The organism is Flavipsychrobacter sp. (genome assembly GCA_041392855.1).
Classification (GTDB): domain Bacteria; phylum Bacteroidota; class Bacteroidia; order Chitinophagales; family Chitinophagaceae; genus UBA5543.
In genome coordinates, this window is record JAWKLD010000001.1 from 1,163,531 (window position 1) to 1,178,216 (window position 14,686).

Here is a 14,686-nt window from a genome sequence, read left to right on the forward strand (position 1 = left end):
GTATTAATTTGAGATAGATCACATATGCTCTTCAGAGCGTTTTAAGGTTTCCCAACTTGTGTTTTTCAAACTATCAAACGAAACCCAAAGCAATATTGAAGACAAGATAAGGAATATCAACTTTAATGCTATAGACAGCCAAGTAAGCCAAGACAAATTAATAAAATGCTGTAGCCTTAAGCCTTCCAATATATTTTGCATACTACCTACACTTGCTATACTATAGTGTACAAAACCCAAGCCTCCAATTAGCCCTAAAGTACCAATTACACGAAAAACAGTTTTACCTCCCGAATCTTTTATTTGCTCCTTTATAGAAAACGGCAGATACCTATTACTTATTCTAGTAATGGCTACAGCAAAGAAGGTAATGTTTACCATAGCTAACAGAATGTCGATGATAGCTCCTACTCCCCATACATATACCACAAAGCCTCCTATTACTATCATAAAAGGCAAGAAGTACTTTACCCACATTGCTTTAAATGCACCAGCAATGACACTCCCTGGCTTTTCTACAGGCGTAGCATAGTATACCCATGCAGCCTTATACTGGTCAGACATAGTAATAAAGTTCAATGCCTGTAAAATGACAAAAGTGGTAAAATATAATAGCATGGTCATAGCACCTGTATTCTCTTTCAACCCACTCATTGTCTCAGTTATAGATGAGCTACTGTTGTTAAACATAAAATAGAAGAAATAAACAGGCACATAGGCAAACGAGGGGTACACTCTCATCTTAAAAGTTCGGCTTCTGGCGGTTTGTAACCATGTCATCATAAAACCAGCCTTCTCCACACCATTTTTATTAAACAGGTCTGCTAACTTGCTATAAAGTGCTTTTTGATTATCACTACTAACTTTTACTTTCTTTTTCGCAATAGGCTCTTCAACTACTCTAGCATCTTCAGATTTTGTAAGATTCTTTGCAAACTGAGGCGCTAAGTATTTTATAGTAATCCACAAACTTGCAAAAGGGAAAAGTATAGCTAAAACACTTAATATCTTCGTTCCCGGCAATGCCTTAACAGAAGGCTCTACCCAAGTCCAAGCAGCTGCCAACCAATAGGAAGGAATATATCTTGCCCAGTCAAAAACTTGAAAATTGACTTTATCTATATTTTCAAAATCTATCATTCTTGTACCTAACATGTAGGTAGCAAAAAAGACAATTGAAAATGCTATTTGAAAGTAATTTATCGCTTCTTTAAACTTACCTGGTTTTGATAGCTTAATGATCAAAAGATATAAGCCATTAACCAACAGCAGTACGACAAAAACACTTAAAAATATAGGTAACGGGAACCATAAAAATCCTAACCATCCCTTTGCAATTGTAAATACGATCCATGCAGGCATAGACATTGGTATCACTATCCTAAAGAGATAGATACATACATACAAAAGCCTAGACAAGGTTATTGTCTTATCATCAATAGGTCTCGGAAAAAGTATAAACTTATCCTTAGTATCTACCAATACATTTGAAAAATCTGTAATAAGCGTAAATACAAGAAAGAACATGAATATGGTAAAGAACAGAGCGAGTCCCATTACCGGATCTAACCATACCAAAGTAATAGGAAAGACATAAATAATACCCATAAAAAACGATAGCAACATCGTAATCCCAGATGTATTCTTTCTTTTCTTTTTCCTCGAGCGCTCTACGCCTTTATTCCCTCCAAATGACAGTGGCTTCCTGTCATCCATCTTTAGCTTAGCCTCTAGAATAGCTTTAAGTTGAATTAGATCAACACCCAATTTTTTCCAAATACCTGATGGCAACATCACCATCCACAACAGAAACTTATTCATATGTTTCAGTATTTGTAGTTATCTCAGATTTAAATATTGATGCAAAGTTATTTGCATGAACGGCGTCCCCTTCTTGTGCTGTAAGCTTTGAGAATATCTTTTCTAACGAATCGGCACTACCTCTTTTCAGTTCTTCAAAAGTGCCATCGGCCTCTATTTTACCATTATTGATCAATACTATTCTATCAGATACCTTTTCTACTACATCCATCATATGAGAGCAGTAAAAAATTGTTTTACCCTCATCTTTCAATACTTGCAACAACTCTTTTACCATAATGACCGCATTAGCATCAAGTCCAGACAATGGCTCATCCAATACGACTATTGAAGGGTTGTGTATTAATCCTGATGTAATCAATACCTTCTGCCTCATACCCTTGGAAAAGCTGTCCATTCTTTGATCCATATTGTCGGACAAACCAAAGGCACTTAACATTTGGGTAGACCTTGTTTCTATTACTTCATCAGATAAGTGATGCAATTTCCCTACAAATTGTAAATATTCCCTTGGAGTTAAGAGGTCGTACATTTCTGTTAATTCCGGTATATACCCAACCTTCTTTTTAATATCGAGTATATTTTCAGACAATTCCACCCCGTTAACCCTAACCTCACCTTCGTAATCTTGTATAATGCCAGTTAGAATTTTCACTGTAGTTGACTTACCAGCTCCATTAGGGCCTATATAGCCAATTATTTGACCTGCAAAAACGTCTAAATCTATATTTGACAATACTTTTTTATCTCCGTAACTTTTTGAAAGTCCTCGGATAGTTATAATTGGTTCCATTATATCAACTATTCAATATTTGTACTAAAAATGACGATTTTATACTTTTTGGACTGCAATATGTAGACTTTTTAGCTTAAAAACTTAAAAAAACCAAATATTTCACATCTAAATCAAACTAATATATGAGCTAATAATTAATAACTGAACAGGAATTACACCGTTTTTTACCTAGAAGTTATTAATGCTTAAAAAAATTAAGGTTTTTTATCAATTAATATGCCTTTTATGCCCAACCTAGAAATAGCAAACGATGTCTTAAATAGTGATAAAGATATTGTTAAAATATGGCGATCATTATCTATATTGTAAAACCTTTATAAAATAGATATAAAAGCAACAGATTAACAGTTTTTTGATGTTTGAAATCAACACTATAAAATGAAATACCATCCGATTAAAAAAGCACGACTACTGATTATTGCCTTTATTGCGATAATTAGTTTAACCACCGCTTCAAAAGAGGCAAAAGCATCGCATGCTGCAGGTGGAGAGATTGTATATGAGTGGTTAGGAGACTCTACATATAGATTCTTCTTTAAGTTTTACCGCGACTGTACAGGTATCTCTCAACCTACTTCTGTTAGTCTTTGTTTCTTTAATAGTTGTACCAATACAACGTTCAACAGAACGATGACGCAATGGACAGGAACGGTACCACCGTATAACCAGCCAAATGGTTCTCCTGTATCAGCAGGTTGTTCTCAGTATACCAACAAATGTCAAAACTCATCTTCCTCTGTTCCCGGATATCGAGAATGGTGGTATTCTGTTATCGAGACCTTACCATTAGCGTGTAACTCTTGGAAGTTTGCGGTATGGATCGGTGCTCGTAACGGTAGTAACAATATCGTAGGTGGTAACCTATATGTGGAGACTATATTCAATAGTTCCTTCACCTGGGCCAACTCCTCACCTTATTTCTCTATTAAACCGATCCCATATGTATGTGTGAACCAACAATATACGTACAATAATGGTGCGATCGATCCTAATGGAGACTCTTTAGTATCTCAGATCATTAACCCATTGGTGGGTAGTAGCTGTCAGAATGCTGCTACAAACATAGGTTTGGTTAACCAAACCCCGGTTATCTCTTTCCCTACCAACCCTTTACAAACAGGTAATAATAACTTTTCTCTTAATACAGCAACAGGTCAGATGTCCTTTACCGCTACGCAGCAAGGGGCTTCTACCTTATCGATCAGAACAACTGAATATAGGAACAATCAATTCTTAGGCTCTATCATACGAGATGTACAGGTACAGGTATTACCATGTAGTGCAGTAGTTCCGAAGATCGATACACCAAGTATCGTTACTACAGTAACCGGAGGTCAATGGTTGAACAATCAGGTCAATGGTTGTATCGATCAAAAGATCGAGTTTTGTTTTGATATTGAATCACAAGATACTGGAGCTATCATCATAGTAGAAGACAACCATGCTTCTTCTATCCCTGCAGCTACTATGACCTATACCAACCAGAAGACAGACTCTGTTCGTGGTTGTTTCTCTTGGACACCTGGTGCTGCAGACGCAGGTTTGAATAATATCATCTTAACGATGAAGGATTCTACTTGTCGTCCTCCAGGTATCTTATTAGTATATGCGATCACAGTACCTATCTATGTATGGCCAACAACCAAGGCTGTGCCTGATACAAGTATTTGTTCTAACGAAGCTGCTTTCTTAGGAGTGACTGGTGGCGGTAACTACACATGGACCGTATTACCAGGTGGTGATCAAAACAGTTTGAATAACCCTAATATCCCTAACCCGGTAGCAACACCAAATAAAACCTCTACTTATGTGGTGACCTCAGGAGCATCGTCTTTCTGTAAGGATAATAGTGATACGGTTACGGTAAATGTATTGCAAGGACCAAGTTTCCAAGGTCAAGATGATGTTATCGGTTGTCCTGGTAAAACAATAAGCTTAAACATCAAACCAACAGCTACACAAGGCGCTAAATATAATTATAAGTGGACGCCTGCAACTTATCTTAGTTCAGATACAATATCTAACCCAACAACCAATACTCCTGTAGATATTACCTACATCGTAGTGGTAGGTTCAGATAAAAACAACTGTAAAGCTAGAGATACAGTAAACATAGATGTATTGGATGGCTTTAACTTGGATAATCCTGATACAGTGATCTGTGAAGGAGAAACTATAGAGATCCGTGGTAAAGGAGATACTCGTTATACTTATAACTGGGTAGATACATCAGGTTCTACTTTATCTAGTCCTGGTACTTTGATCACTAAGATCACTCCAATAAAAGAAGGAACTAATACTTATGTATTAAGAGCTTCTTACACAGGTTGTGATGACAGCTTGGCGAGCATCACTATAGAGGCTCAACCAATACCAACAGTAACGGTAAGCCCTGATGCTTCTATCTGTTTTGATGATACCATTAGTGTGAAAGGAGAAGTGATCCCTGCTTCTTATACTGGTTATACTTATAAGTGGACACCAGGATCATCACTAAATGATGATGCGATACTTAATCCGATATTCAAGGGTACAGCAACTACAACCTTGTCTTTAAGAGTGGCTTCAAGTGTAGGTTGTGCGGATACAGAGCAAGTGACCATTTCGGTATACCCTGCAGATTTCTTACAAGTATCATCAGATACAGCTATCTGCCCTGGAGATACTGCTAGCTTGACCTTGACCGTACCAGTAGGTACTAAATATACCTGGAGCCCTGATATCAATATCAGCAGCACCGATGGTTTGACACCAAAAGCATGGCCTGTAGCTAATCGTTTGTATACCATCTATGGTGTAGACCCTAACAATTGTAAGGATACAGCTAATGTGAAGATCGTGGTACGTCCGAAAGCGATACTACACTTACCGGATTCAGTAAGGATCTATCCTAAGGAAAGTTATCAAATGGACCCTCAAGGCAACTGTTTGTACTATAGCTGGTTCCCACCACTAGGTTTAAGCAACCCAAGCAGCGGTAACCCGATAGCAAGACCTGAGGTTAATACAAGATATATCGTTAGAGGTACAACAGAAGGTGGTTGTACGGTTACAGACTCTGTGGATGTATTAGTAATGGAAGATAGTTATGTGAAATTACCGAATGCGTTTGCACCTGGTAATGGCAGAAACGGTGTCTTCAAGCTAGTAGGCAGAGGAGATTTTGAATTGAAGAGTTTTGCGGTGTACAACCGTTGGGGTGTGAAAATGTTTGAAACTAAAGACATCAATGAAGGATGGGATGGCCGTTTCAATGACAAACCACAACCAATGGGTGTTTACATCTATACTGTAGATGGTATCTCTCCTACTGGTAGAGCAATCAATAAGCAAGGTAACGTAACTCTTGTTAGATAAGAATATTAATTAGAATAAAACCATATAAGATGGGACTACGAATAAAAAATAAAATGAGAACGGTATTAATGCCTTTAGCTATCTTATTGCTAAGTGTATTAAGTACAAAAACCGCAGAAGCTTGTCACTTTGCCGCTGCCGACATATATGTAACTTATGCCGGTAAAGGAGCAGACGGATGTTCAAGCCCTGAGTACAAATACGACATATCCTTGACGATATATTTAGGATGTCAAAACTGTTACCTTGATGCTGGTACAACACAGACTGTAAGATATGAGTCTCTTAATGGAGCTACAGGCGTTAATAATATAACAGTTACAGACCCGAATGCTAGGCCTGACACGACGCACTCGTTGTGTCCTGCTTTCGCTCCTTTGAACAGCTGTAGGATATTAGCCAATAAAGATCAATACCCTGCATTTAGAGTAAGAAGATATACAGGTACGGTAACATTACCTAGCCCTCAAACAGACTGGCGCTTCTGGTGGTCTAATGGTGGTAGAAATACTAGTAACCTTACAGGCTGTGGTTCTTTATACTTAGAAGCTGGTTTGAATAACTTGACGAAGTATAATAATAGTACGCCTAGGTTCCTTAGTAACCCGCTACCTTATATTTGTATCAACCAGCCTACTACTTATTTGAATGAGCCTTATGATATAAATGGTGACTCTCTTGAGATATTACAACAAACACCATTTACACCAGCAGGTAACGTTGGTAACCCATGTGGCTATGCAGCAGGCTACAGTGTAGCTGACCCTATTGCTTCTGCCGCGAGCAATCCTTATAAGCTTAATTCTATTACAGGTACGGCTACGTTTACGCCTACGGCGCAAGGTTTCTTTGTATTTGCTTTTAGAGCTAATGACTATGAGCGTGGAACAGGTATTCCTTTAAGTTATGTATATAGAGATGTTCAGGTATCTGTTTTACCATGTACTGCACCACCTCCTGATATTGATGACTTGCAAAAACTATCTGTAAAAATCAAAGAAGGTACTATTATCAATACAAAAGATGGTGATGTTGTCTTTGCGTGCCCGGGTAGTAACCTAGAGTTTGAAGTAAACTCTCAAACAGATAGTACAACTCACAATCTATACATGACCGCTAATAACAATATCATAGCAGGTTCCGCATTCAGCGCTGTAGGTCAAGGTACTAATAATGTAACTGGTACATTTACATGGACCCCAACAACTGCTGACATAGGAGAACACTCTCTTGTAGTTACTTCAAAAGACTCAACATGTGCTATTTGGCAACCTATCGTACTTAAAAATGCTAGAACTATTTTAATCAAAGTTGTAGCAGGTTTAGACGCTGGTCCTGATTTACCTATTTGTCAACTCAACCCTACCCCTCGCCAGCTTTTTGTAAAAGGTGCTGACGACCTGAAGGTAAGTTGGGAAGATCAGAATGGCGGCCCTGCTATAGGATTAAGTAATAGTAACATACACAATCCTGTTGCTACAACAACTATAACAAGAAGTTATGTTGTAAAAACTCCTGACTTGATTGGTAATTGTAAGAATAGAGATACTGTAGCAGTGTTTATTGATACAAGTAATAAAATCACGACGTTACCAAGAAGCCCAATTATACAATGTCGTCCTGACTATATTCAGTTAGAAGCATTAATTACAGGTAAGCCACCTCAAAGTAATGTAAAATGTGGTGTAAGCAATCCGACATCTTGTACTACTCCTGAAGAAGCTACTGTATTTGGTTCACCAGTATATGGAACAGTACCTTATGATACATTTGGCGCTACAACACCTACATTGCAAAATAATGTATATACGATGAAGCACCAATATCTAATCCGTAAGGCAGACCTATGGGAGTCAGGACTACGTTCTGCTACTATCAATAGCCTATCAATGGAGCTAGATAAATCTACTTTAGCGACACATAGATATAATAACTTTACTATTAAGATCAAGTGTACTAATAAAGATGAGTTGACTACTAATGGTGGTTTTGAAAATGGTTTAGTTCAAGTCTATTCTTCAGCTAATGAATTCATGCCTAATGGTTGGAAAGAGTTTGTTTTCACTACACCGTACAACTGGGATACTACTCGTAACCTAATCGTTGAATTCTGTTATAGCAATAATGATAGCGTTGTTGTAAGCTGTAATAATACTGCAGGTCAACCTCCTCTAATTAAATACTCTCCTACTACTTATGTAAGTGGTTTAACTTTATTACCTGCTGATACATTTGCTAAAGATGTATGTGCTGTAAACAACTCAACTAGTATAGAAGCTGTACAAGCTCGTCCAATATTTAGATTCAAATATTGTGAAGCTGATCCTCAGCCATTTGTGGTTAACTGGTCTCCTGGTGAGTTCTTGTCAGACTCGACAATAAGACAACCATTGGCTTATGCTCCAGCAACAACTGATTATGTTGTAGAAACATTTGGTCGTAGTGGTTGTATTGTAAGAGATACTGTGGGTATTTATGTACCTAAGCATGACTTTAAAGTTTTCCCTGAAGACACCGCAGTATGTTATAATGATGGTGTGCCATTTAAAGCATACAATGGCTTTACTTACAACTGGTATGAGTATAAGGATGGTAAATACCTAAATGCAGAGAAATCACTAAGCTGTGTAGATTGTCCTGACCCAATAGCAACACCTAAGAAATCTACAGTATATAGAGTAGCTATTTCTGATAGTGTATGGTGCTATGACACTGTTGAGGCAAGAGTAACTATCATGCCTTTACCAGATGTACGTATCCTTAACAAAGATGACAGTACTATTAAGTATGGTCAAAGCTTCAAGCTATTAGCTACTGGCGCTAGAATGTACAATTGGAGCCCTGTATCATCATTAACTAATCCAAACATATCTTACCCAATAGCTACACCAAAAGAAGCAACACGTTATATCGTTGGTGGTATTGGATTGAATGGATGTAGAGCGTTTGATACCTTACATGTTAGTGTAGATTACAGAGATAATCTGTTTGTACCGACAGCATTCAGTCCTAATGGTGATGGTAAGAATGACCTGTTCAAGGTGTCTAACCTGAGCTTCCAGAGAGTAATGGAGTTTAGAGTATTCAACCGTTGGGGTCAAGAAATATTCAGTGGTGCAGGTCCTAATGTAGCGTGGAATGGTACTTGGAAAGGAGAGCCACAGGATATGGGTAACTATAGTTACATCATAAGAGTAGGTTTCCCTGATGGGTATGTAGAGACCTACAAAGGTGAAGTAACATTGATCAGATAATCAATTAGAACTACATAAATAATAAAGCCGCTACAATTGTAGCGGCTTTATTATTACAGAAAACTTTAGAAATTCTACTTATTAAACTTGTTCATTATTTTACTAGGTACCCCACCCTTATTCAGTAAAAATGCAGTAGTCTTATAACGAACATAATTTTTAGTTACGTAGAGATAACCTTTATAGTCATTCTTTTCGCCCCAAGAATTTTTTACGATATAATATTCTTTACCATTTTGATCTTTTGCAACACCAACTATATGCATGCCATGATCATCGGTAGTAGTATAATCATCAAATGCTTCCTGACGCATATCTTCCGTAATAGTACGTTCTGGCATAGGCCCATTAAATAGAACTTCTCGTTCTTCCTTTTCCATGTCTTCCCATTCCTTTTCAGGAACGAAAGCCACCCCATTTTTCCAGCTAAAATATTTTTCACTTACATCTGTAGCCCAAGCAACTGTATACCCTTTCTTTAATGCATTGTCAATAACATCTATCATATCATCCATCTTGATATTATACACCTTATCAAAGCTCCAGTTGTCAGGAACCATCAGTATATTTTTTTGGTAATATGGTTGATATTTAAATGAAGAAAACTCTATGTAGTCATCAGGGTTAATACCGATAACTTCATCAGCAAAGGATTTAGGAGTATATTTTTTACCATTCCAAGTAAAGCTCTCTGGGGCATCACCTAAGTAGATGTCTAGCACCGCCTTAAAAGAAGCTCTCAAATTTGGAGTCAGTTTTTTATTAGGATTTTTTACTGCCACATCAAGTATCCCCTTCAATACACCTTGCATTTCAGCAAAACGGTTCTTCTTAGTACCATAATTTAGACCATCATATACATCTTGAGGAAGAGCTCCATATTTTGCATACATATTAATAACATCATGACAAGCGCCACCGTCTCCCCAAGATAAAGAGCCATGCATTCTGATATAATTCTCAGCTTTATCAAGATATACGCATCTTGCAGTATATATCTCAGCTATATCTACTGGCTTTTTACCTAATCTTACCATTTCACTTTCTAGAAAAGAATTGGTAGAATAGCTCCAACAAGTACCAGAACTTCCTTGGTTCTTAACCGTCGTATTCTCTAAATCGATTACATGTGTAAAGGTGTATTTACCTTTTGCACTATCGCTAGCATTTCCATCTAGTTTTTTTATTAGGTCGTCTTGTGCAGACGCTAATAAAGGAAATGACAAAGCGACAAAAGTCACTAGTTGTTTCATTATATCGCAGTTTTAAAAATTATATAAATTAATAGCTTGCGAATATAACTAAATATATATGGAGGGAATAATAACTAAGAGGTGATAATATTGGTGATATTATTGCAGGATAAGCTCAGACAACAACTCTTTTTGCTCATTTTTTATTCCATAAAAGCAGGCACTATATATTTCAAAGGAGTCGTACATAGCTTCAAGCCTTTTAGCAACCTGTTCCAGACGTATATCATCTAACAATTCCAGTCCATCCTCAGCGTCCATACCTTTTACATATTCTTGTATCTCAGCATTAGTATCTATGTCATTACTAACAGATTCAATAATAGATTTAAACTTAAGCTCATGTTCCCCTAAGTCAAAATCATAGATCGCTTCTAATAAAGTTTCAAAATCTGAAAAGGAGTTATTTCTTATAAACATGGATATAAATTTCTTTCCTTAAAAGGGACTTTAAGCTAACACACAATAGGAAATGTAAAGTTATCTAGTTTTTTTAGAAGAAACCTAAAATAGAATCCAACCAATAAGTTTTAATCGGCATAGCTATGCACTACTTCCTCTATAGGTTTAATTCTTTTGATTAATTCATCAGAGAATCGAAGCATTTTATTTATCTCACTCACTCTAGCCAACCTAAGATCTCTAAATATCAGTAAGGCATTACCATTACTTTCCACGTGGTAGGCTTGCTCTTCCTCAAAAAAAGCAACAAGCTCAGGTGTAAAGAACTTCCTAACGGCTTTTTCATCATCACCTTTCAATAGTAGTTTATTGGAGAAAACTGTAGAGTCTGCAAAATCAATATCTTTTTGACCAGTTATGGAAGCTACCCTATCAAATATCTTATCAAAAATACCTTCAGACTCAAGAGTAAATTCAGGTATTTCAAATGGCAACTCTATGACTTTAACTGTTGTATGATAAACCTCCATTGCCATTAAGGCACCCTCATCAAAAGTGATATCACATATCTCCCAAGACATATCACGATCTTCATACATGCCTGATATTATATTGGTCTTATACTCTAGAGGTCTTGATTCAAAAAACTTAAAACTAGATAATAGATAAGTATCCCACTCAATCTCATGCCTAAAACCCCAATTGTTTTCAAAGGCTACTTGCTTAATATTCTGCTCACGCGAAGACAAGCGATGAGGTATTGGAGCTGTTTGGCTTTTCAAAGCAAACCTATGGTTGGTTGACGCCACATGATGCTCAAATCCAACCATATTCACCTTACCACCATTTAGTTTGTGTATCCTTTTAAAATCATCAAGACTTTCTAGTACGGTCAAATCAACTAACCTTGCTGTAGAAACATTTATCTTCAAACTAGCTCCTTGTGGCACTTTTTCTAACAGCTTGTTTATCGACAACATGGTTAAAAAGTTGGCAACCCCCTTTACTTTTAGCTCATAGTTATTGCCTTCCTTGTGCATCAGCTTATTTCCCGGCCTTACGATCATACCAAAGAAAACCGAAAGGGGTACTCTTGCCAGCAATAAGTGTACACCCAAAGTCAATACAATACCTCCGAGAACACCCCATAGCAAACTACTATATAAAGTAATAAACAACGTCCCTACCAAGAATAGTAATTGTTCCAGCCCTTGATTGTAAGTATTGACATACACCCTAGGTGCTGTAAGTTTATAGCCTGAAAAAACAAGAATTACAGCTAATGCAGCTAACGGTACGGACTGCATAACAGGGGCTAACAATACTATAAATAGCAGAATCAATGCCCCATGAAAGAAGTTGGACCATCTTGTTTTTGCATTATTATGAATATTTACTGTGCTACGAACAATTACCGTAACAATTGGCAAACCTCCTATAAGACCTGAAACAATACTGCTTAACCCTACTGCCATAAGGTCTCTATTCAAATTCGTCTTTCTTTTGTACGGGTCCAGCTTATCTACAGCCTTTGTACTGGCCAAAGATTCTACTGTTGTTATTAAAGTAAGTGAGGTAACAACCAGCCAAAAAGAGCCTTTACCAAGCATACTAAAATTAGGATGCTGGATACTATTAAGCAGGTTATTGGGAATATGTATTAGCAACTCTGGCCCTACATTATAACTCCTATCAAAAAGAGAAATACTATGAGGTTCAAAAAAATTAAACAAATACACAAACGGTATTGCTATAATCAACACCCACATAGGCGCTGGTAAAAAATGGAAGAGTTTATAACTTATCTTGGCATGGAAAATCAATAACAATAGACCCAACAATGATATTATGGCTACAAAAGGGTTGATCTGCCCAATATTTTTAAATGCATCTATTAAAACGCCTATCATATTTGGCGCATCAGAAGTAGTACCCAATGCAACATGTAGCTGTTTCGCTACTATTATTATACCAATTGCAGCCAATATACCTTGTATTACAGAAGATGGGATAGCTTCTGCTAAACGCCCCAACCTAAACAAACCTAAAAGTACCTGTATGCCTCCAGACACTATGAAAGCCGCTAAAACATAGTTAAACGCATTACCAGAGCCATCATCAAGACTAGCAACTGCTACTATAACAATGGCTATCAATGAGTTAGCAGGGCCATTTATTGCAACGTGGCTCCCTCTGATAAATGTAGTAACAAAACCACCTATTATGACTGATAGAATACCAGACATAGGAGGGGCACCCGATGCTATGGCTATACCTAATGCTAAAGGCATAGCTACCAATGCCACACTTATAGCTGCTACCAGATCATTTTTCCAATTCTGTGCCAGTCCCTTAAACCAATCCGCAGGAGTATTATTAATAGACATTAGATATTATTAGTCAATATTCATTCAAATTATCGCCGAACTAACTAAAATAAGGAAATAATAGGAATATTTTCTCTTACTCACTTTCTAGTTCATAATATGTGGTAAAACTCGTGTGTTTTAATAATTTGTTAGTATCATTAAGCGTAAGTAGTATAGTTTTATGAATACAGATATAGCAAAACAAAAAGTATTATTGCTTGAAGGAATACACGCTAACGCCAAAAATGCATTTATAGAGGCTGGATATACTGATATTGAGGAAATTACAACCAGCCTTTCCAAGCAAGAACTTGTTGATAAAATAAAATCCGTAAACATAATAGGCATCAGGTCTAATACCCATTTAACAAAAGAAGTATTAGATGCCGCTAAAAACCTTTCTAGTATTGGTTGTTTTTGTATTGGTACCAATCAAGTAGACACCAACCATGCCGGATATTTAGGAATTCCCGTCTTTAATGCCCCATTCTCAAATACTAGAAGTGTTGCTGAACTTACAATTGCTACTATAATACACTTAATGAGGGGCATACCCGAAAAAAACATTGCTGCACATAAAGGCATATGGAAAAAGTCTGCAAAAGACTCCTTCGAGGTAAGAAAAAAAGTATTGGGTATAGTAGGTTACGGTAATATAGGATCGCAGCTAAGCGTCATAGCTAGTGCCTTAGGTATGCATGTTTATTATTACGATGTTGATAATAAACTACAACATGGTAATGCCACTCAAGTAGAATCGTTAGAGCAACTGCTATCCATGTCAGATGTTGTGTCATTGCACGTACCTGCCACTGGTGCTACTGAAAATTTGATCGGTGAAAAAGAGTTTAAAAAGATGAAAAATGGCAGTTTTCTCGTCAACTACTCTAGAGGTAATGTGATAGATATTGACGCACTAGTAAATAACTTAGAATCAGGAAAAATACTAGGCGCTGCAATAGATGTTTTCCCTGTTGAGCCAAAATCCATCAAAGAGACTTTCACTTCTCCCCTACAGCAGTTCGACAATGTGTTGCTAACACCACATATTGGAGGTAGCACACAGGAAGCTCAAGAAAATATTGGATTAGAAGTAGCTGAAAAATTAATTAAGTACAACAATATAGGCGCTACGTCATTTGCAGTCAACTTTCCTGAAACAACAGTTATTCATAATGACAATGCTCAAAGAATAACACATATACACTATAATGAGCCTGGTATCTTAAGGAAAATAATCAAGATAGTAGCAGATAGGGATTTGAATATATTAGCCCAATCGCTACAAACTAACGCTACTATCGGCTATGTAATACTGGACATAGAACCTACCGATAAAATTGAAGAAATACTCGCTGAACTTGAGCAGATACCCGGTACTATAAAAGCAAGGATCATAAAACCATAACTCTAATAAGCTTTAATAAGAAAAGC

8 protein-coding genes are annotated in these 14,686 nt (G+C 37.0%); 3 read left to right on the top strand and 5 right to left on the bottom strand.

The features are described from left to right. Positions 1 to 18 precede the first annotated feature (18 nt). Both R2800_05540 and R2800_05545 read right to left on the bottom strand, forming a co-directional pair. The gene (locus R2800_05540) at positions 19 to 1,821 is read right to left on the bottom strand and encodes a hypothetical protein (protein MEZ5016497.1); all 1,803 of its coding nucleotides are present in this window, start codon (positions 1,819 to 1,821) and stop codon (positions 19 to 21) included. Then, entirely contained in the window at positions 1,814 to 2,614 is an 801-nt protein-coding gene (locus tag R2800_05545) for an ABC transporter ATP-binding protein (protein ID MEZ5016498.1), read from the bottom strand. Before R2800_05545 ends, R2800_05540 begins: the two co-directional genes overlap by 8 nt. A gap of 381 nt (positions 2,615 to 2,995) precedes the next feature. Here R2800_05545 and R2800_05550 point away from each other — a divergent pair, with 381 nt between their 5' ends. Continuing rightward, entirely contained in the window at positions 2,996 to 5,974 is a 2,979-nt protein-coding gene (locus R2800_05550; GenBank protein MEZ5016499.1) for a gliding motility-associated C-terminal domain-containing protein, read from the top strand. A 29-nt stretch (positions 5,975 to 6,003) separates the two neighbouring features. Beyond that, positions 6,004 to 9,228 (top strand): gliding motility-associated C-terminal domain-containing protein, encoded by a 3,225-nt coding sequence (locus R2800_05555; protein MEZ5016500.1) that lies wholly within the window; start codon positions 6,004 to 6,006, stop codon positions 9,226 to 9,228. A gap of 74 nt (positions 9,229 to 9,302) precedes the next feature. Here the strand turns inward: R2800_05555 and R2800_05560 are convergent, their stop codons facing one another. From R2800_05560 to R2800_05570, 3 genes are all read right to left on the bottom strand, one after another. Further along, on the bottom strand, positions 9,303 to 10,481 hold the full coding sequence (locus R2800_05560) for a C1 family peptidase (GenBank protein ID MEZ5016501.1): 1,179 nt from the start codon (positions 10,479 to 10,481) through the stop codon (positions 9,303 to 9,305). Between the two features lie 99 nt (positions 10,482 to 10,580). Then, positions 10,581 to 10,901 (bottom strand): hypothetical protein, encoded by a 321-nt coding sequence (locus R2800_05565; protein ID MEZ5016502.1) that lies wholly within the window; start codon positions 10,899 to 10,901, stop codon positions 10,581 to 10,583. A 110-nt stretch (positions 10,902 to 11,011) separates the two neighbouring features. Then, positions 11,012 to 13,270 carry a SulP family inorganic anion transporter gene (locus R2800_05570; GenBank protein ID MEZ5016503.1) on the bottom strand — a complete coding sequence of 753 codons (2,259 nt, stop codon included), beginning with the start codon at positions 13,268 to 13,270 and terminating at the stop codon, positions 11,012 to 11,014. A 163-nt stretch (positions 13,271 to 13,433) separates the two neighbouring features. Between R2800_05570 and serA the strand changes: the two genes are divergently transcribed. After that, complete coding sequence (serA, locus tag R2800_05575; protein MEZ5016504.1) at positions 13,434 to 14,660, top strand: phosphoglycerate dehydrogenase; 1,227 nt, start codon at positions 13,434 to 13,436, stop codon at positions 14,658 to 14,660. Positions 14,661 to 14,686: the final 26 nt, after the last annotated feature.